The organism is Palleronia sp. LCG004 (genome assembly GCF_032931615.1).
Taxonomy (GTDB): domain Bacteria; phylum Pseudomonadota; class Alphaproteobacteria; order Rhodobacterales; family Rhodobacteraceae; genus Palleronia.
On sequence record NZ_CP136759.1, the window covers coordinates 1,290,234 to 1,310,013 of the forward strand.

The window sequence follows — 19,780 nt, forward strand, 5'->3', positions numbered from 1 at the left end:
TGAACAAGGGGAGAACATGCGACCTTTTGGCCAAGTGGCGATCGCCGTCAGGCGTTGAAGAGGAAATGCATGACGTCGCCGTCCTTCACGACATAGCTCTTGCCCTCGACGCGCATCTTGCCGGCTTCCTTGGCTCCGGCTTCGCCGCCAAGCGCGACGTAGTCGTCATAGGCGGTCGTCTCGGCACGGATGAAGCCGCGCTCGAAATCGCCATGGATCACGCCCGCGGCCTTGGGTGCGGTCGTGTCGCGCAGGATCGTCCATGCGCGCGCTTCCTTGGGGCCGACCGTGAAATAGGTCTGCAGACCAAGGAGGTCGTATCCAGCCTGGATCAGCCGGTCGAGACCCGGCCTGTCGAGACCGAGTTCGGTCAAAAATTCGGCCGCCTCGTCCGCATCGAGCTGGGCGATCTCCTCTTCGATCTGGGCAGAGATCACGATCGTTCCCGCGCCCTGCGCCTGGGCCATCTCGGCAACCGCTTCGGAATGGGCATTGCCGGTCGCCGCCTCGTCCTCGGCGACGTTGCAGACGAAGAGGATCGGCTTCGAGGTCAGAAGCTGAAGCATGGTCCATGCCTTGCGGTCGTCCTCGGACACTTCGACGAGCCGGGCGGGACGCCCCTCCTCGAGGATGGCCTGCGCATCTTTCAAAAGTCGTTCTTGCTGTACCGCGTCCTTGTCGCCGCCCCGCACCTTGCGGACCAGTCCCGCCAGACGCTTTTCGATGCTTTCGAGATCGGCAAGCATCAACTCGGTCTCGATCGTTTCGGCATCGGCAACCGGATCGACCCGACCGTCGACATGCGTAACGTCGTCATCCTCGAAACAGCGCAGCACATGGGCGATCGCATCGCATTCGCGGATGTTCGCGAGGAACTGGTTGCCGAGCCCCTCGCCCTTGCTCGCGCCTTTCACGAGGCCCGCAATGTCGACGAAGGTCATGCGCGTCGGAACGATCTGCTTCGACTTCGCGATCTCTGCGAGCTTTTCGAGCCGGGAATCCGGAACAGCGACCTCGCCCACATTGGGCTCGATCGTACAAAAGGGAAAATTCGCGGCCTGCGCGGCGGCCGTCTTCGTCAGTGCGTTGAACAGAGTGGACTTGCCCACATTGGGCATGCCCACGATCCCCATCTTGAAACCCATGACACGGCCCTTCCCTCGTCGCGAATGCGCGCCCCCTCTAGTCGGACACGGCCCGCACTACAAGCTCAGAGCCGCTCGCGGCGGTCGGCATGGGACTGATAGATCAGGATCCAGGCCAGCAGGATGAACATCGGATGGGTCAGGCCACCCGAGAAGATGATCGCCGGCACCCAGATGATGAAGGTGACGATCGACGTGAAGATACGGCCTGCGAGCAGGATCGAGAGCGGGGGCAGGAAAAGCGCGAGTACGTAATTCATGCCCAACGAGATAGGAGCCCCGGTGGCATTGGACAATATCCCGGACGCCGCCTAAGGATGCAGCTGGAATTCATCGACAGCGCCGGAGGCATCATGGGCCGCATCGCAGAATGTTTCGAACGGCTGAAATCTGAGCATCGCAAGGCCTTCGTCAGCTACGTCATGGCGGGCGACCCTGATTTCGACGGGTCCCTCGCATTGATGCAGGGGTTGCCGGACGCCGGTGTCGACATCATCGAACTGGGCGTGCCCTTCACCGATCCGATGGCCGACGGCTCGACCATCCAGCTTGCGGGGCAACGTGCGCTCGCCGGGGGGCAAACCCTCGAGAAGACGCTCGAGATGGTTCGGTTGTTTCGCGCGCGGAACACGCATACGCCAATCGTCCTGATGGGATATTACAATCCAATCTATTCGCGCGGGGTCGACAGGTTCCTCGACGACGCACGGGAGGCTGGCATCGATGGCCTCATCGTCGTCGACCTGCCTCCCGAAGAGGATGAGGAGCTCTGCCTGCCCGCGATGGCGAAGGGGATCGACTTCATCCGCCTGGCCACCCCCACGACAGATGACGAGCGTTTGCCGGTGGTGCTGAGAAATACCGGCGGCTTCGTCTATTACGTCTCGATCACCGGCATCACCGGTGCCGCGGCCCCCGAGCCCGATGACGTCGCCCCCGAGGTCGCGCGCATCAAGACCAAGACCGACCTGCCCGTCATCGTGGGCTTCGGCATCCGTACCCCCGAAGCGGCGGAGGCCATCGCGGCAATCGCCGACGGCTGCGTCGTCGGATCGGCCATCGTGGCCGAGCAGGCGCAGGGCAAACCCGTGGAGGAAGTCCTGTCCTTCGTGCGCGGACTGGCGGAAGGCGCGCATCGGGCGTGATGTCGCGATCCCGAGAATATCGTCGCGTTCCAAGCGGATCACGCTAGAGTTACCTTGTCCCGCACGGCACGGGGCTGGTTCACGTGGCGCGAGGATACCGGTATGTCCGAACGGAAGACACAGATCGTCATCGTGGGCGGCGGCGCGGCGGGCCTTGCGCTGGCCCGCAAGCTCGGCAACAGGTACGGACGCTCCAGGCACGACATCATCCTCATCGACCGCAACCGCTCGCATATCTGGAAGCCACTCCTTCACGAGGTGGCGTCCGGATCGCTCGACCCGAATCTCGAGGATGTGGGCTATGGCGGGCATGCCGCGATCTGGGGCTACCGCTATTTCAACGGAAGCCTTGAGAAGATCGACCGCGAGAGGCGGACGGTCACGACCGCACCGTTGAAGGACGAGGATGGCGCGGTGATCGTCGACCGGCACGAGCTGCGCTACGATTACCTCGTCCTCGCCATGGGCGGCGTTTCGAACGATTTCGGGATCGAGGGCGTGCGAGAGCACGCGATGTTCCTCGAAGATCGCAAGCAGGCCGACCGCTTTCGACAGGTCCTGCTCAATGCATGTCTGCAACTCAACGCCAAGCGGCGCGACGACCCCGGGGCACGGCTGTCGATCTGCATAGTGGGCGGTGGCGCGACTGGCGTCGAGCTTTCGGCGGAACTCGTGAATTGCGCACGGTCCCTTAGGGATTACGGGCTCGAGGTATTCGACCACGACGCACTCAAGATCCACCTGCTGGAAGCAGGGCCCCGGCTTCTACCTGCGCTCGATGAGAAGGTCGCACGCAATGTCCGTGGCGAGCTCGAGGGGCTCGGAATCGATGTGCGTACCGACGCGATGGTCGAGCGGGTCGAAAGCGGACGGCTGCACGTCAAGGACGGCGGGATCATCGACGCGCGCATGATCCTGTGGGCGACGGGCGTCCGCGGCGACAATTCCGTCGAGCGGATGAGCGATCTGGAACTCACCAAGCTCGATCTTTTCGTCACGCGGCCGACCTTGCAGACGACGCTCGACGACCGCATCTTCGCGATCGGCGATTGCGCATCGTGTCACCTTCCGGGGATGGACCGACCCGTGCCGCCCCGCGCCCAATCGGCAGGCCAGATGGCCGATTGCGTCTTCGACAATCTCGACCGGCTCCAGAAGGGAAAGGAGGCGCGCGATTTCGTCTATCGCGATCGTGGCGCGCTGGTCTCGCTCAGCCGTTTCGCGACGGTCGGAAACATCAATACCGGTCCGTCGGGCGGCAAGCTGGCGCTTGAAGGGCGCATCGCGAGGGCCGCGTACATGTCGCTGTACCGGCTGCACCTACTTGCAATTCATGGCTGGCTCCGAGGCAGCGTGCAGATCGTCGCGGCCAAGATCAACAAGGTCGTGCGCCCGACGGTCAAGCTGCACTAGAGCCTCGCCCGCCCGTTTGCGCGGGCCTGAAAGCTCGGCTAGACCTCCAGACGCAACCGTCGCACCGGGAGGATCGAGCAGATGGCGCATATTACCGAGATCGAGGATCTGAAGCGGATCTATCGCCGCCGCGTCCCCAAGATGTTCTATGATTACTGCGAAAGCGGGTCATGGACCGAGCAGACCTTCCGCGACAATTGCACCGATTTCGACCTTCTGCGCCTGCGGCAGCGGGTTGCCGTGAACATGGACGATCGCAAGACCTCGTCCACGATGATCGGTCAGGAGGTCGCGATGCCCGTGGCGCTGGCACCCGTCGGAATGACGGGCATGCAGCATGCCGACGGCGAGATCCTGGCCGCGCAGGCCGCAGAGGAATTCGGCGTGCCGTTCACGCTCTCGACCATGTCGATCTGCTCGATCGAGGACGTGGCCAAGCACACGAAGAAGCCCTTCTGGTTCCAGCTCTACGTCATGCGCGACGAGGAATTCCTGGAGAACATCATCGAACGCGCACGGATCGCCGGATGCTCGGCCATGGTCCTGACGCTCGACCTGCAAGTGCTGGGACAACGTCACAAGGATATCAAGAACGGCCTTTCCGCCCCGCCGAAGCTCACCCCCAAGACCATCGCCAATCTCGCGACCAAATGGGGCTGGGGAATGGAGATGCTGCAGACGAAGCGACGCAATTTCGGCAATATCGTTGGCCATGCCAAGGGCGTAAAGGACGTGAGTTCGCTGGGGTCATGGACGGCCGAGCAGTTCGACCCGACGCTCGACTGGGAAAAGGTGAAGCGCATCAAGGAAAAGTGGGGCGGCAAGCTGATCCTGAAGGGAATTCTCGATCCCGACGACGCCCGGCGCGCGATGGATATCGGGGCGGACGCGATCATCGTCAGCAATCACGGCGGCCGGCAACTCGACGGTGCGCTGAGCTCGATCCGGACGCTGCCCGAGATCGTCGAGGCCGTGGGCGGGCAGACCGAAATTCACCTCGACAGCGGAATTCGCTCTGGCCAGGACGTGCTCAAAGCCATCGCGATGGGCGCGGACGCCACCCATATCGGTCGCGCTTTCATCTACGGGCTGGGTGCGCGCGGCAAGAAGGGCGTGACGGAGGCACTGGGCGTCATCCACAAGGAACTCGACACCACCATGGCACTCTGCGGGCGTCGAGATATCCGCGATGTCGACCGCGACATCCTGCTGGTGGACGACGCGTTCCACCGTTATCGCCGCAACATCTGACCCGGTAGGAGCCCTTTCCATGCCCACTCGCCCCGCCGCCGCGCCGAAGTCGGGTATCGGCGACGATGCGATCTTCGAGCTCCGCTGGGAGCGTGCGAAGGACGATCTGCATGCGCCTCTGTCGCGCCTCTACGGCAAGGTCGTTCCCGTCGACAATCTGATGGATCGCGTCCGCATGCTTCTCAGAAGGCAATGGATGGCACGCCCCGCCGATCTGCGACTGCTCGACCTCAAGCGCGACATAGATCCGGACTGGTTCCAGAGTTCTCGGATGGCGGGCTACGTGTTCTATGCGGATCGCTTCGGGGGCACCCTGAAGGGCGTGGGCGACAGGATCCCCTATCTGCGCGATCTGGGCGTGACCTATGCCCATTTCATGCCCTGTCTCATGCCGCGTCCGGGCGATAGCGACGGTGGCTACGCGGTCATGGACTATACCCGCATCGACCCAAAGCTCGGGACGATGGCCGATTTCAAGCGGTTGACGAAGAAGATGCGCGCTGCGGGCATCAGCCCCTGCATCGACATGGTCCTGAACCATACCGCGCGCGAACACGATTGGGCCGAACGCGCACGCGCGGGAGATTCGTTCTACCAGGAGTTCTACCGACTCTACGACGAACCGGAGATCCCGCTCGCCTTCGAGAAGACTCTGCTCGAGGTCTTTCCCGAACAGGCCCCCGGAAACTTCACCTACGACGAGACGATGGGAAAGTGGGTCTGGACCACGTTCAACACGTTCCAGTGGGATCTGAACTGGGAGAACCCCGAGGTCTTTCTCGCCATTCTGGAAGTGATCCTGACGCTCGCCAATGCAGGGGCCGAAGTTCTGCGGCTCGACGCGGTCGCCTTCATGTGGAAGCGGATGGGAACGGTCTGCCAGAACGAGCCCGAGGTCCACGACATCCTGCAAGCGCTCAATCAGGCGGCATCCGTCGCCGCGGCCGCCACAATCTTCAAGGCCGAAGCGATCGTGGGGCCGGATCAGCTCGTCCCCTATCTCGGCACGGGGCGGCACACGGGCAAGGTCTGCAACCTCGCCTATCACAACAGCCTCATGGTGCAGTTCTGGTCGGCGCTTGCCAGCCGCGAGACGCATCTAATGACCGATGTGCTCAAGCGCCATTTTCCCGATCGCTTCGTCGGTGCGGAATGGGCGACCTATATCCGGTGCCACGACGATATCGGATGGGCCATTACCGAGGAGGACGCCGAGCGCCACGGCGTGACCGGACCCGGCCATCGGAAATTTCTGTCCGATTTCTATGCCGGGCGATTCGAGAACAGCTTTGCGCGCGGTGCGGATTTTCAGGTCAACGAGGCAACGGGCGACGCGCGCACCAACGGAAGTTTTGCGTCTCTCGCCGGTCTCGAGGACGCGATCGAGAAAAAGGACGCGGACGCGATCTATCGAGCCATCGCCCGCATCACGCTTGGCCATGCGCTGATCGCGGGGTTCGGAGGCATTCCGCTCGTCTACATGGGCGACGAACTGGGGCTCCTGAACGATGCAACATTTCGCAACGATCCCGACCTCGCGGGTGACGGGCGCTGGATGCAGCGCCCACGCATGGATTGGGGGCTGGCCACAGATGCGCCCGAGAGCGACGCGCCGCACGGGCGCATCTATCGCGCGGTCCGACATATCCTTGCGACGCGCGCCGCCTGCCCCGAGCTCGGTGGCAAGACGGCCTCCCAGGTGATCGAGACGGGGCATGGCAGGCTCTTCTGCGTGCTGAGGCCGGGTACCGATGTCGCGACCTGGATCGTTGCGAACATGTCGGAAGAAGAGCAAATCATCGCGCGCGATGCGCTGGGTCTGCCCGCGGGGCCAGTACCGCTCGACGCATTGACCGGTCTGCAACCGCATCTTGCCGGCGATGCCATCGTGGTGCCTGCGTTGACCTGCCTCTGGCTGCGCCACCCTCTCTGGTAGAAGTTCGACAGCGCGTCGAACTAGGTCTTTGCGAACCATGGTGCACGAGCAAAGCGAAGGCAGGCGCGCCCTCTTTTCAAAATGGCACCGATGCCCTATAGGCCCCTATCCCCGCGTGCACACCCTTGGAGGCGGCGGGGCGCGATGACACTCTATTTCTAGGAGATACCCACATGGCAGGCGAAACACCTGACATCATCGCCATGGAACGGACGGGGACAGGCAAGGGGGCCGCCCGTCAGGCCCGGCGCGACATGCTCGTGCCCGGAATCGTCTATGGCGGCGGAGCCGATCCGCTTCCCATCAACCTCCCCTACAACCAGCTCGTGAAAAAGCTGAAGGCAGGCCGATTCCTGTCGACGCTTTTCAACCTCAAGGTCGAGGGGCAGGAAGACGTCCGCGTCATCTGCCGCAGCGTTCAGCGCGACGTGGTCAAGGATCTTCCGACCCATGTCGATTTCATGCGCCTGCGCCGCACGAGCCGCGTTTCCCTCTATATCCCGGTCACGATCACCGGCGAAGAGGAGAGCCCCGGACTGAAGCAGGGCGGCGTCCTCACCATGGTCCGCCCCGAAGTCGAGCTTCGCTGCACCGCCGGCGATATCCCCGAGGAGATCGTCGGTGACATCTCGAAGCTCGAGATCGGCGACACGCTGACCATTTCGATGGTCGATCTGCCGAAGGGCACGCGTCCGACGATCGACCGCGACTTCGTCATCGCGAATATCCAGGCTCCCTCGGGCCTCGCCTCGCAGAAGGATGACGAGGACGAGGACGTCGATGCCGACGAGGTTCCGACGACCGAAATGGGCCCGCCCGACGGCGAGCAGGGCAAGGAAGAGGAGAGCTGAGGCTTTCCAACGACCCGGCGGCGGGGCGCGCTGTGCGACGCCCTGCCGCAACCGAACGACTGAGTTACAGATTCTCGACATTTTCTTGAACTTTTTGTCGTCTACCCGGTTGGGCCGCGAAGCTGCGAGCACCAAAGACAGGCAGTCAGCAACATGTCCGACACACCGCCTCGCGATAGGCAGTCACAGATCAATTTCAGGGACGCCCCGCAGAGGTTCCGCGATCAGCATCCAGACGACAAGTTCGTGGGGGCTTCAGGGGTGCTGTTCGAACAGGCAATGTCGCAGACGCGCATGGCAATCTGCCTTGCGGACCCGAACGCCGACGATCAACCTATCGTCTTCGTCAACCGGGCCTTCACGCATCTGACGGGGTACGAAGAGCACGAGGTGATCGGAAAGAATTGCCGGTTTCTTCAAGGCAACAACACCGATTCTTCGAAAGTCGCCCTTGTCAGCGATGCAATCAAGAAAGAGGAAGTCGTTGTCGTCGAGCTTCTCAACTATCGCAAGGATGGCACGCCTTTCTGGAATGCGCTGCATCTCGGGCCGATCTACGACGAGACAGGAAAGCTGCTTTATTATTTTGGCTCACAATGGGATGTCAGTGACGTCCACGCTGCACGCGCCGACGAGCAGCATGCCAAGGCTCTTGCCCGCGAGCTAAGCCACCGGATCAAAAACATGTTCGCCGTAATCGGCGGCCTCGTTACTGTGACCGGTCGTGCCAAAAATTTCCGCGAGGAAGCGGCCGAGATCAATGACCGGATCAGAGCCCTTGGACGGGCTTTCGAGACCACACTGGACGAGGCTTCCCTCGGCTCCATTGAACTCGGCGATTCGATCAGGTCTGTGCTTGCCCCGTATGATGCCGAAGGAACGCGCATCCGGTTCGAGGGCGAAAATTTTCGCGTAGATCCCAATATCGTATCGACCGTCGGCCTGGCCCTGCACGAGCTCGCGACGAACGCGATCAAGTACGGTGCCCTGAACGGACCCGAAGGTGAGGTTACCGTCAGATGGGCGCGCGACGCCGAGACGGAAGGCCTCGACCTCAACTGGATCGAGACGGGCGGCCCTGCCGTCGTCCAGCCGGAAGAGGAGAAGGGAAGCGGAATGGGCATCATCGACAACCTCCTGTCCTTCGTCGGCGGGAACCTTGAACGGACCTGGGACCCGAAAGGGTTTTCGGCCCGGATCGAGATCCCGTCCTTGCGATAGGTTAGGATGACCATGAACATTTCGGAGAATATCGGTCCAATGCAAATTCTCGTACTCGAAGATGAGCCTCTCATCCTGATGGAACTGGCTCTTGCGCTCGAGGACGAAGGGGCAAAGCCCGTAACAGCCACGAATGCGAAGGCAGCGCTGGAGGCGATCGCCTCACACGATATCTCTGCCGCCATTCTGGACGTGAACTTGGGCCGTGGATCCACCTGCGAATGCGTGGCCGAACGACTTGCCGAGCGGCAGATCCCCTTCTTGCTCCATTCGGGCGATTTGGTGAGACAGGGTGAGCTTATCGAGCGGATCGAAGCGGAGGTGATTCCCAAACCCGCTTCCTCCAATCGTGTCGCCGGCCGAGCTGTCGCCTTGGCGAAAGAAAAGAAACCGGCCTGATCCAGAAAGCTGCATGATCTCCGAAAGGAAGACCTGATGCGTTTGTTCGTGGGACTCGGTAATCCCGGCGCCAAATATTCGCAGAACCGGCATAACATCGGCTTCATGGCAATCGACCGCATCGCCGAGGATCACGGGTTCGCGCCTTTCAGGTCGAAATTCCAGGGAAGCCTCTCCGAGGGACGGCTCGGGACCGAAAAGGTCCTTTTGCTCAAACCCGAGACGTTCATGAACCTGTCCGGCCAATCGGTCGGAGAAGCGCTTCGCTTTCACAAGATCGACGTTGCTGACATCGTCGTCTTCCATGACGAAATCGATCTCGCTCCGGGCAAGCTGAAGGCCAAAGCAGGCGGTGGCCATGCCGGTCACAACGGTTTGCGGTCGATCCATTCCCATATCGGACCCGATTATGCGCGGATCCGGATGGGCGTGGGTCACCCCGGGCACAAGGACGCAGTTCCGGGTTATGTCCTCCGCGATTTTCCGAAGTCCGACCTCGATTGGCTCGATGACGTGCTGCGCGGTATTTCGGACGGTGCCGATGCCCTTGCCAGGAATGAGACCTCGACGTTCCTGAATGCGGTCGCACAGCGGACGGCACCTTCGCGGAGTTCGACAGGTACGAAGGGCCCGTCATCGCCACATCGACAGCCGGACGCTGAACCGGCAGCGGAACCGGATACGCGCAATCCTCTGCAAAAGCTTGTGGACCGCTTTTCCTGACAGCGTGAAAGGTGGACGATACCAGCCGATGTCCATAATCTGACGCCTATGGAAAAAGATATCTCGATCAACGTGCTCGGCACCGAGCTCAAGACATGCTCGAACGATCCACTGACCGGGTTCTTTCGCGACGGGCATTGCAACACATGCGCGGCCGATCACGGTTCACACACTGTATGCGCCATCGTGACCGCCGAGTTTCTCGCGTTTTCGAAATACCTTGGCAATGATCTGAGTACGCCGCGACCCGAGTTCGATTTTGCGGGTCTCGTAGACGGTGACAGATGGTGTCTTTGCGCCGCACGGTTCCTGCAGGCGGTCGAGGAAGGGTGCGCCCCGAAGATAGACCTCGAGGCTACGCATCTGCGCGCGACCGAAATCGTCGATCTTGAGATCCTGCAGCGCCATGCGATCCGCTAGTTTCGTTGTTTTTTGCCTCTGGGCGACGTCTGTCAGCGCTGCGCCCGAGATCATCGCCGGTGATCTCGATAGGCTCGCGCGCTACGACGAGGCGGCCGGGCGGGCGATCCTGGATGCCTTGGCGCGAGGTGACGCCGAGGATGTCGATGCGCTCTCCGCGGCACTCGCAGATCGCCCCCTCGCTCCGGAACCGGCAGGCGACTGGCGGTGCCGCACGATCAAGGCAGGCGGACGGACGGGCCTTGCCGTTTTCGCACAGTTCGATTGTCGGATCACTTTGATAGGGCCAACCGAATGGCGCTTCGAAAAGCTGACAGGCTCCGAAAGATCACTGGGTACCATCGCTTTCCACGAGGGACAGGCGATCTATCGCGGTGTCGGCTTCTCGGGTGACGCGCCCGCCCTGCCCTATGAAGCTTTCGATACAGATCCGAACCTTACATCGGATACAATTCCGCAAATCGCCGTCTTCGAACAGACCGGACCTGACGAAGCGCGGTTGACCTTTCCGTATCCCAACGGCGACAGCGCATTCGACGTGCTCCACCTGACCCGCTAGTCGATATCGGCTCCGAGAGCCTTCGCGACGGTATAGATGTCCTTGTCGCCGCGACCGCACATGTTCATGCAGATGATGTGATCCTTGGGAAGGTCCGGCGCGATCTTCATCACATGCGCAAGCGCATGGCTGGGCTCAAGCGCAGGGATGATTCCCTCTTTCGCGCAGCAGAGCTGAAATGCATCGAGAGCTTCGCGGTCGGTTATGGCGACATACCGCGCGCGTTTGGTCTCATGCAGCCAGGCGTGCTCAGGTCCGATGCCGGGATAGTCGAGCCCTGCGGAAATACTGAACCCTTCGAGGATCTGTCCGTCATCGTCCTGCAGAAGGTAGGTGCGGTTGCCGTGCAGCACGCCCGGACGTCCGCCGGTCAGCGAGGCGCAATGCTCCATCTTGTCATCGACACCCTTGCCGCCAGCCTCGACTCCAATAATCTCGACATCCTTGTCGTCGAGGAACGGGTAAAAGAGCCCCATCGCGTTCGAGCCACCGCCGATGGCCGCCACGAGGGTATCGGGAAGGCGACCTTCGGCAGCGTGCATCTGCTCGCGCACCTCCTTGCCGATGATCGACTGGAAATCGCGGACCATCGCGGGATAGGGATGCGGGCCCGCGACCGTGCCGATGCAGTAGAAGGTATCCCGTACATTCGTGACCCAGTCGCGAAGCGCATCGTTCATCGCATCCTTGAGCGTGCCCCGACCGGACGTGACCGGCACCACCTTTGCCCCGAGGAGCCGCATCCGGAAAACGTTCGGCTGCTGACGTTCGACATCGTGCGCCCCCATATAGATCACGCAATCGAGACCGAACTTGGCGCAGACCGTTGCCGTCGCGACGCCGTGCTGACCGGCACCCGTCTCGGCAATGATGCGTTGCTTGCCCATGCGACGCGCGAGCAGAATCTGTCCCAGGACATTGTTGATCTTGTGCGCGCCGGTATGGTTCAGTTCGTCGCGCTTGAGATACACCTTTGCACCGCCAAGATGCTCGGTCAGACGCTCGGCATAATAGAGAGGCGAAGGTCGGCCGACGTAATGAGTCCAGAGATCGTGCATCTCAGCCCAGAAGTCGTCGTCGGTCTTGGCCCGTTCGTACTCCGCCTCGAGCCGAAGGATCAGTGGCATCAGCGTCTCGCTGACGAAGCGGCCGCCGAACTCTCCGAAGCGCCCCTTTTCGTCGGGGCCGGTCATGAAGGAATTGAACAGGTCGTTGGCCATATCTCGCTCCATCGGTGGATAGAAAGGCGTAACGTCGATTAGGCCGACTGGCAAGCGACGTGTCAGGCGCGCACGGCCTCTGCGAAAGCGCGGATCAACTGACCGTCCTTGAAGCCTGGCGCACTCTCGACGCCCGAACTGACATCCACCTGTCGCGCGCCGGTACGACGAATGGCCTCGGCGACGTTGTCGGGCCCGAGTCCCCCTGCAAGCATCCACGGCAGGTCCCAGTCGCGGTGCGCAATCAGATCCCAGTCGAACGGACGGCCGTTCCCGCCGGGAAGGTCAGCCCCCTTTGGCGGCTTGGCATCGATCAGCAGCTGGTCCGCAACGGATGCATAACTGTCTACCTTCGTCAGATCTTCTTCGGTCGCGATGCCCACGGCCTTCATCACCGGCAAACCATAGCGCGCGCGGATCTCGGTCACGCGATCTGGGCTTTCGGAACCGTGAAGCTGAAGCATGTCGAGGGGTACTCGGTCGATGATCTCGTCGAGCTTCGCGTCCTCGGGATCGACCAGCAAAGCCACCTTCGTCGTGCCGGCCGGAACCGATCCGGCCATGAAGGCGGCATCGTCGATCGTCAGATTGCGCGGAGATTTCGGGAAGAAAACAAAACCGAGATAGGATGCACCGGCAAGAAGCGCCGCCGCCACGTCAGCGCTTTCGGTCAATCCGCAGAACTTGATCCGAACGTCCGGCATCAAGGTCAACGGGGGACGCTGCCGTCCTCGAGAAGCGCGAGGACGTCGTCTTGGGTGGTGCCGCTGTTCGGGTCCCGGCGGGTCCCGCGCAGGCGCTCGTTCTCACGGCGAAGGGATTCCTTCTCGCGACGCTCGGTCCGCGCGGCTGCACGATGTTTGTGCTCCCGCAGGTATTCCCAGATGAAACCGATCAAGAGGCCGATGACCACCGCGCCGAGGATCACGACGAACATCGGCAGGCTGAGCTCCCATGACCATCCCAGAAAACCGGCCATCGCCTCCGGCAGGACGCGCAACGTGACCATCGCTGAATTGGCGATGGCAACGACGATCAACAGCACGGCGATGATCGCAAGAATGACGTATTTCACGAGCTGCATCATCTTATCCTTCGTTCAAGCGATCGCGCAGAAGTTTGCCGGTCTTGAAGAACGGCACGTGTTTCTCTTCAACCTGAACCGAGGCACCGGTCCTGGGGTTCCGACCCTGCCGCGCATCCCTCTTCTTGACCGAAAACGCTCCGAAGCCGCGCAGCTCAACCCGGTCACCGCGCGCCATGGCATCAATGATTCGCTCGAAGATGGTCCCGACGATCCGTTCGACGTCGCGCTGTGTAAGATGCGGGTTCTCGTCTGCGATCTTCTGGATCAGCTCGGACCGGATCATCGTCGTCTTCCCCCTTTTGCGCAGGCAGTCTCGGCGCGTTGCGCGACAATTCATTGATAGTCGGAATTCGTCGGAGCGACATCCATCCCGCCGCGGAAACTATCTGCGGTCCTGACTTCGTCGCGAAAATTGTCCCATATTTCAAGTACGTCTGCCCCAAAGACAGACGAAATCACCCCCGCCGGTCCCGCTTGGGTCATCATTAACGAAGAAACCCGCGGCAACAAGGCCGCGGGTTTCGCTTTCGTCAATCGGGAGGCCCGGAGGCTTCCCCGAACCGGGATCAGTCGTCGCCCTTGAGCGCCGCACCCAGGATATCGCCGAGCGAAGCACCCGAATCGGAGGAACCGTACTGCTCCACGGCTTCCTTCTCTTCGGCGATCTCGCGGGCCTTGATCGACAGGCCAAGGCGGCGGGTCTTCTGGTCCACGTTGGTCACACGGACATCGACCTTGTTGCCGACCTGGAAGCGCTCGGGGCGCTGCTCCGAGCGATCACGCGACAGATCGCTGCGGCGGATGAAGGATTTCGCACCCTCATATTCCACCTCGATGCCACCATCCTCGATCGCGGTGACCTCGACCGTGATGATCGAGCCGCGCTTCACGCCGCTCGTGACCTCGGTGAAGCTGTCGTCGAGCGCCTTAATCGAGAGCGAGATTCGCTCCTTCTCCACATCCACTTCGGTCACGACGGCCTGAACGGTATCGCCCTTCTGGAAGTTCTGGATCGCGTCCTCGCCGCGCTGGTCCCAGCTGATGTCGCTAAGGTGAACCATGCCGTCGATATCGCCGTCGAGCCCCACGAAGAGACCGAACTCGGTGATGTTCTTGACGTCACCTTCGACATGCGTGCCCTCGGGATGCGTCTCGGCGAAGATCTCCCACGGGTTGCGCATGGTCTGCTTGAGGCCGAGCGACACGCGGCGCTTCTGCGTGTCGATCTCGAGCACCATGACCTCGACCTCTTGCGAGGTGGAGACGATCTTGCCCGGATGGACGTTCTTCTTGGTCCACGACATCTCGGAGACGTGCACGAGGCCCTCGACGCCCGGCTCAAGCTCCACGAATGCACCGTAATCGGTGATGTTCGTGACGCGACCGGTATGCGTGCTGTCGAGCGGGAACTTCGCCTCGACGGTGTCCCACGGATCGTCCTGCAGCTGCTTCATGCCGAGGGAGATGCGGTGGGTTTCCTTGTTGATCTTGATGACCTGGACCTTGATGGTCTCGCCGATCGTCACGATTTCCGAGGGGTGGTTCACGCGACGCCAGGCCATGTCGGTGACGTGCAGCAGCCCGTCGACACCGCCGAGATCCACGAAGGCACCGTATTCGGTGATGTTCTTGACCACACCGTCGACGGCCTGACCTTCGGCAAGGTTGCCGATGACTTCGGCGCGCTGCTCGGCACGGCTCTCCTCGAGGATGGCGCGGCGCGAGACCACGATGTTACCGCGGCGGCGGTCCATCTTGAGGATCTGGAACGGCTGCTTGAGGCCCATGAGCGGGCCCGCGTCACGCACGGGGCGTACATCGACCTGCGAGCCGGGGAGGAAGGCAACGGCACCGCCGAGATCGACGGTGAAGCCGCCCTTGACGCGACCGAAAATGGCACCCTCGACGCGGTTCTCGTCGGCATAGGCTTTCTCGAGACGATCCCATGCGGCTTCGCGACGGGCCATTTCGTGGCTGATCACGGCTTCGCCACGGGCATTCTCGACCTGGCGGAGATAGACTTCGACTTCGTCGCCGACCTTGATGTCGGGCTGTTCGCCGGGCTGGGCGAATTCCTTCAGATCGACGCGGCCTTCCATCTTGTAGCCAACGTCGACGATCGCCTGACCGGCCTCGATGGCGAGGACACGGCCCCGGACGACGGATCCCTCGTCGGGGGTATCGATGTCGAAGCTTTCGTTGAGGAGGGCTTCGAATTCCTCCATGGATGTGTTTTGAGCCATGTGGCCTATGATTTCCTTTTTTCGGTCTGTTACGGGCCGTGCGGTTGTCTCCGCCGGTCTTGGCTTGGTCAGGTTACGGACGGGTTCCGGATATGACAAAAGGGCCGGTCGCTGCCGGCCCTGCCCATGTCCGGGGCTGTCCCGCCCCTTCGACGGGGGCCTTCTACGCAATCCGGGCCAAGGACGCAAGGCCCGAGGTCCATACCGGCGTCGATCAGGTGCGAGCGTTCTCGACGATTCCCACGGCACGCGCGACCGCTTCGTCGATAGAAAGATCGCTCGTGTCGATCTCGACGGCGTCGTTTGCCGGGCGCATGGGAGCATCTGCGCGCCCCATGTCCCGGGCATCGCGGGCGCGAACATCGGCTAGGACGGTCTCGTAATCGGTCGTCTCGCCGCCCGCCACGAGTTCGTCGAACCGGCGGCGGGCGCGAATCTCCGGTGCGGCGATGACGAAGAGCTTCACCTCCGCATCGGGGCAAATCACTGTCCCGATGTCCCGTCCGTCGAGCACCGCCCCCGATCCACGCCGCGCGAAGTCACGCTGGAACTGAAGAAGTGACGCACGTACCGCCGGAATTGCGGCGACCTCGGATGCCTTCGCAGCTACTGCGGCCTCGCGCAGGTCGCGACGTTCGAGATCGGCAGGACCCAGATCGCGTGCGGCGACCTCGGGATCATCACCGCCTAGAACACGTGCCGCCGTCGCACGATAGAGCAACCCCGTATCGAGATGGCCAAAGCCGAAGTGAAGGGCGAGAGCGCGCGAGATCGTTCCCTTCCCGGCGGCGGCCGGGCCGTCGACGGCGATCGTCATTCCCATGGGGCTCTCCGGTTATCAGTCGTCACTTTGCGGGTGGCCACGTGTCATGCTTCGGCAGGTCGCCCTCGATCTCGTAGTAATCACCCTTGTCCGCGCAGAAGATGTGTCCGGCCAGCGTGATACCGGTGGGCTTGTCGAGCGCCCCGGCTGCGATACCCAGCGTCTTGCCGCCATCATCCCAGAAAAGCGAAGATCCACATTCGGGACAGAAGGCGCGACGCACCTTGTCGGAGCTCTCGTACCAGCGCAGATCGCCCTCGATCTCGACATTCTCCCGCGGGGCATTCGTCGTGGCCCAGTAATGCCCGGACATGCGCCGGCATTGCTGGCAATGGCAGGCGAAGACCGGCGAAAGGGAGCCGCGCACGCGGAACGAAACCTCGTTGCAGAGGCATCCGCCCATGACCGGGAGGTCGGCCTCGTCACTGAACATCATTCCGTCTCCTGCGTCAGGCTCGCGCCGAGATCCTTCATCAGCGCCTCGAAGATTGGAAACGATGTAGCGATGGGGCTTGCGTCGTCCACCGTCACCGGCTCGCGGCTCGCCATCCCGAGGATCAGCGCGGACATCGCGATGCGGTGGTCGAGCCGTGCCGCGACGGTCGCGCCGCCCGGAACGCCGCCTGCACCGCGCCCGGTCACGCGCCACCAATCCGGGCCATCCTCAATCTCGACTCCGCAGGCGCGCAGGACATGCGCCATCGCATCGATCCGGTCGCTCTCCTTGACGCGCAGTTCGGCCACGCCCGGCATGTCGGTGACACCCTCGGCGAAAGAGGCGACGACGGACAGGATCGGATACTCGTCAATCATCGAAGCCGCGCGCTCGGGCGGCACCCGGATACCGCGCATGTCGGGCGAGAACCGTGCCCGAAGGTCTGCCGCAGGCTCGCCACCCTCCTCGCGCTGGTTTTCGTATGTCAGATCCGCGCCCATCTCGAGCAATGTCTCGAACAGTCCGGCGCGCGTGGGGTTCAGGCCGATATTGGGAACCAGCACGTCGGAACCCTCGACAATCAGCGCAGCGCAGACCGGAAAGGCCGCGCTCGACGGATCGCGGGGCACCGCGATCTGCTGTGGCGTCAGTTCGGGGTGGCCCGTCAGCGTGATCTCACGACCTTCATCGGTATCGCACGTCGTGATCTCCGCACCGAAACCAGCCAGCATCCGCTCGGAATGGTCACGCGTCGCCTCGCGCTCGATCACGACGGTCTGCCCGGGTGTGTTGAGCCCCGCCAGGAGCACCGCGGACTTGACCTGAGCCGAGGGCACGGGGGTTGCGTAGCGCACGGGGACCGGTTGCGCGGCCCCGACGAGCGTTAGCGGCAACCTGCCCCCCGAACGCCCGACCGCCCGCGCACCGAACTGTGCCAGCGGATCGGTCACGCGTCCCATCGGCCGCCCGTTGAGCGAAGCATCGCCGGTGAAGGTCACGCTCATGTCATGGGTCGCGACAGCCCCCATGAGGAGGCGGACGCCGGTACCGGAATTGCCGCAATCGATCACGTGGTCGGGCTCGGCGAAACCTCCGACACCCACGCCGTTGACTGTCCATTCGCCCGGACCATGGCGGGTGACCTCGGCTCCGAACGCGGCCATCGCGCGACCGGTATCGAGCACGTCCTGCCCTTCGAGAAGCCCCGTGATGCGTGTTTCGCCCACCGCCATCGCGCCGAGGATCAGGGCGCGATGGCTGATCGACTTGTCACCTGGGACCTCGACGGTACCGCGCAACGGTCCGGCGCGGCGCGATTGCAGGGGGGCGGGATCGCCATGGGCGGACATCGGGACCTCACTCGCGGATTGGATGCAACCCGCGCGACAATAGGGATGGCCCCGGCCGCCGCAAGGCTAGATGAGAACCGCCAGCGGAATGAACAGGAAAACGAAGACGGGAAGCGCGACGAGCTTGAGCTTGCGGTTCATGGGGACTGCCTCGGAACATTGTTGTTATGATCCGAGCGATGCCACCTCCGCGCGATCCGTCAAAATCGCGAATCCGTGATGCGCGCCTTCGTGCCTACGATTTTCGCCGGAAGGTCAAGTAGTGTGGCGTTCGACCCTCACGGAGCGCTTTTCGCTCATAACGTGTAGAGATCCAGTCGTCCCAGGGCGTTCCCCCCTCGTCCTTCAGATCGAATCCTGCTGGAGGGACCTCCTCCAGCGTCTGGCGGACGTAATCGGGAATGTCGGTTGCCACCCGGAATGCCGACCCGGGTGCCATTACACGGGCAAGCGGACCGAGATGCTCGGGCGTGACGAACCGCCGCCGATGATGACGTGCCTTGGGCCATGGATCGGGATAGAGAAGGAATGCGCGCGAAATCGAGGCGTCAGGCAGAACGTCGAACAGATCGCGGACGTCGCCCGGATGCACGGCGAGGTTCGACACCCCGGCCTCGCGAATCTTCCCCAGAAGCATGGCGACGCCGTTGATATAGGGCTCGGCACCGATAATGCCGACATCCGGGTTCGAAGCGGCCTGATGGACCAGATGTTCTCCCCCGCCGAACCCGACCTCCAGCCAGACGGGTCGGCCTCCGAACAGGCCAGCCAGATCGAGCGGCGCACGGCCTGGATTGACCTCCCAATCGACCGCACCGGGGCTCAGCCGCGCGAGATCCTCGGCCAGGTAAGCCTCCTGGCTCTGGCGAAGGTTGTGGCCCTTGCGGCGGCCATAGAAGTTGCGCCAGGGCGCATGGGTCGGCTTGTCGGTCATGGCGGCGCACATATGTCAGTCGACGAACGGGCGCAACGCGCCTCGATGACAGGAGAAGCCGCAATGAGCAACGAGACACCCGACTGGTCGACCATTCCCGCGCCCGAGAACGACGGCGCCGCGGATCATCTGGAGGGTACGCTCCTGCCGGATCTGCCGTTGCCATCGACGGGCGGCGCGCATGTTTCCTTCGCAACGATGCCGGGCCTCAGTGTCGTCTACTGCTATCCGATGACGGGTCGACCGGATCGCGCCGCGCCCGATGGATGGGACCAAATTCCGGGCGCGCGCGGTTGCACGCCGCAAAGTTGCGCCTATCGAGATCGTCTGGACGAGCTCAGATCGCTGGGCGCGGATCAGGTCTACGGCCTGTCCACGCAAGAACCGGGTGAACAGGCGGAGGCCGCGGAACGGCTCGGATTGCCGTTCTCCCTCGTCTCGGACCACCATCTGGAACTTGCCGAGCAGTTGCTCCTACCGACCTTCGAAGCGGACGGACAAACGCGTCTCAAGCGTTTGACGATGATCGTCGAAGACGGCGAGGTGAAGAAAGTGTTCTATCCGGTCTTCCCGCCCGATGCGGATGCGGGTCACGTCGCCGACTGGCTCCGCGCCCGCAGCTGAA

Annotated in this window: 22 protein-coding genes; 11 read left to right on the top strand and 11 right to left on the bottom strand. The window is 62.6% G+C overall.

Annotation, left to right across the window (positions count from 1 at the left end; genetic code table 11):
* Positions 1-47: 47 nt before the first annotated feature.
* Positions 48-1,145: a redox-regulated ATPase YchF gene (gene ychF / locus RVY76_RS06210; protein ID WP_317376516.1), complete on the bottom strand. Its 1,098-nt coding sequence runs from the start codon at positions 1,143-1,145 to the stop codon at positions 48-50.
* 65 nt (positions 1,146-1,210) lie between these two features.
* Positions 1,211-1,405, bottom strand: coding sequence for a hypothetical protein (locus RVY76_RS06215; RefSeq protein WP_317376517.1), 195 nt, complete (start codon positions 1,403-1,405; stop codon positions 1,211-1,213).
* Between the two features lie 93 nt (positions 1,406-1,498).
* Between RVY76_RS06215 and trpA the strand changes: the two genes are divergently transcribed.
* From trpA to RVY76_RS06265, 10 genes are all read left to right on the top strand, one after another.
* Positions 1,499-2,290, top strand: coding sequence for a tryptophan synthase subunit alpha (gene trpA, locus RVY76_RS06220; protein ID WP_317376518.1), 792 nt, complete (start codon positions 1,499-1,501; stop codon positions 2,288-2,290).
* Between the two features lie 102 nt (positions 2,291-2,392).
* A complete protein-coding gene (locus tag RVY76_RS06225; protein ID WP_317376519.1) occupies positions 2,393-3,703 on the top strand; it encodes an NAD(P)/FAD-dependent oxidoreductase in 1,311 nt (436 codons plus the stop codon).
* Between the two features lie 81 nt (positions 3,704-3,784).
* On the top strand, positions 3,785-4,954 hold the full coding sequence (locus RVY76_RS06230) for an alpha-hydroxy acid oxidase (RefSeq protein WP_317376520.1): 1,170 nt from the start codon (positions 3,785-3,787) through the stop codon (positions 4,952-4,954).
* 19 nt (positions 4,955-4,973) lie between these two features.
* A complete protein-coding gene (locus tag RVY76_RS06235; protein ID WP_317376521.1) occupies positions 4,974-6,890 on the top strand; it encodes an alpha-amylase family protein in 1,917 nt (638 codons plus the stop codon).
* Between the two features lie 173 nt (positions 6,891-7,063).
* The gene (locus RVY76_RS06240) at positions 7,064-7,741 is read left to right on the top strand and encodes a 50S ribosomal protein L25/general stress protein Ctc (RefSeq protein WP_317376522.1); all 678 of its coding nucleotides are present in this window, start codon (positions 7,064-7,066) and stop codon (positions 7,739-7,741) included.
* Positions 7,742-7,894: 153 nt separating this feature from the next.
* The gene (locus RVY76_RS06245; RefSeq protein WP_317376523.1) at positions 7,895-8,962 is read left to right on the top strand and encodes a PAS domain-containing protein; all 1,068 of its coding nucleotides are present in this window, start codon (positions 7,895-7,897) and stop codon (positions 8,960-8,962) included.
* A 6-nt stretch (positions 8,963-8,968) separates the two neighbouring features.
* On the top strand, positions 8,969-9,361 hold the full coding sequence (locus tag RVY76_RS06250) for a response regulator (protein WP_317376524.1): 393 nt from the start codon (positions 8,969-8,971) through the stop codon (positions 9,359-9,361).
* Positions 9,362-9,397: 36 nt separating this feature from the next.
* Positions 9,398-10,084 carry an aminoacyl-tRNA hydrolase gene (gene pth / locus RVY76_RS06255; RefSeq protein WP_317376525.1) on the top strand — a complete coding sequence of 229 codons (687 nt, stop codon included), beginning with the start codon at positions 9,398-9,400 and terminating at the stop codon, positions 10,082-10,084.
* Positions 10,085-10,132: 48 nt separating this feature from the next.
* Complete coding sequence (locus RVY76_RS06260) at positions 10,133-10,504, top strand: DUF2237 domain-containing protein (protein WP_317376526.1); 372 nt, start codon at positions 10,133-10,135, stop codon at positions 10,502-10,504.
* On the top strand, positions 10,491-11,063 hold the full coding sequence (locus tag RVY76_RS06265) for a DUF4893 domain-containing protein (RefSeq protein WP_317376527.1): 573 nt from the start codon (positions 10,491-10,493) through the stop codon (positions 11,061-11,063). Before RVY76_RS06260 ends, RVY76_RS06265 begins: the two co-directional genes overlap by 14 nt.
* Here the strand turns inward: RVY76_RS06265 and trpB are convergent.
* From trpB to trmB, 9 genes are all read right to left on the bottom strand, one after another.
* Positions 11,060-12,283, bottom strand: a complete 1,224-nt coding sequence (gene trpB, locus RVY76_RS06270; RefSeq protein WP_317376528.1) for a tryptophan synthase subunit beta — start codon at positions 12,281-12,283, stop codon at positions 11,060-11,062. The two genes, RVY76_RS06265 and trpB, sit on opposite strands and share 4 nt — an antisense overlap.
* Positions 12,284-12,345: 62 nt before the next feature.
* Complete coding sequence (locus RVY76_RS06275; RefSeq protein WP_317376529.1) at positions 12,346-12,987, bottom strand: phosphoribosylanthranilate isomerase; 642 nt, start codon at positions 12,985-12,987, stop codon at positions 12,346-12,348.
* 5 nt (positions 12,988-12,992) lie between these two features.
* A complete protein-coding gene (locus tag RVY76_RS06280; RefSeq protein WP_317376530.1) occupies positions 12,993-13,370 on the bottom strand; it encodes a LapA family protein in 378 nt (125 codons plus the stop codon).
* Position 13,371: 1 nt separating this feature from the next.
* Positions 13,372-13,653, bottom strand: a complete 282-nt coding sequence (gene ihfB, locus RVY76_RS06285) for an integration host factor subunit beta (protein WP_317376531.1) — start codon at positions 13,651-13,653, stop codon at positions 13,372-13,374.
* A 283-nt stretch (positions 13,654-13,936) separates the two neighbouring features.
* Positions 13,937-15,613, bottom strand: coding sequence for a 30S ribosomal protein S1 (rpsA, locus tag RVY76_RS06290; protein WP_317376532.1), 1,677 nt, complete (start codon positions 15,611-15,613; stop codon positions 13,937-13,939).
* A 214-nt stretch (positions 15,614-15,827) separates the two neighbouring features.
* Positions 15,828-16,436: a d(CMP) kinase gene (locus tag RVY76_RS06295; protein ID WP_317376533.1), complete on the bottom strand. Its 609-nt coding sequence runs from the start codon at positions 16,434-16,436 to the stop codon at positions 15,828-15,830.
* A gap of 22 nt (positions 16,437-16,458) precedes the next feature.
* A complete protein-coding gene (locus RVY76_RS06300) occupies positions 16,459-16,872 on the bottom strand; it encodes a GFA family protein (protein WP_317376534.1) in 414 nt (137 codons plus the stop codon).
* The gene (gene aroA / locus RVY76_RS06305) at positions 16,869-18,221 is read right to left on the bottom strand and encodes a 3-phosphoshikimate 1-carboxyvinyltransferase (RefSeq protein WP_317376535.1); all 1,353 of its coding nucleotides are present in this window, start codon (positions 18,219-18,221) and stop codon (positions 16,869-16,871) included. The genes RVY76_RS06300 and aroA overlap by 4 nt, the downstream gene beginning before the upstream one ends.
* A gap of 235 nt (positions 18,222-18,456) precedes the next feature.
* A complete protein-coding gene (trmB, locus tag RVY76_RS06310; protein ID WP_317376536.1) occupies positions 18,457-19,155 on the bottom strand; it encodes a tRNA (guanine(46)-N(7))-methyltransferase TrmB in 699 nt (232 codons plus the stop codon).
* Between the two features lie 63 nt (positions 19,156-19,218).
* On the opposite strand from trmB, the gene RVY76_RS06315 reads away from it, so the two are divergent.
* On the top strand, positions 19,219-19,779 hold the full coding sequence (locus tag RVY76_RS06315; protein ID WP_317376537.1) for a peroxiredoxin: 561 nt from the start codon (positions 19,219-19,221) through the stop codon (positions 19,777-19,779).
* Position 19,780: the final 1 nt, after the last annotated feature.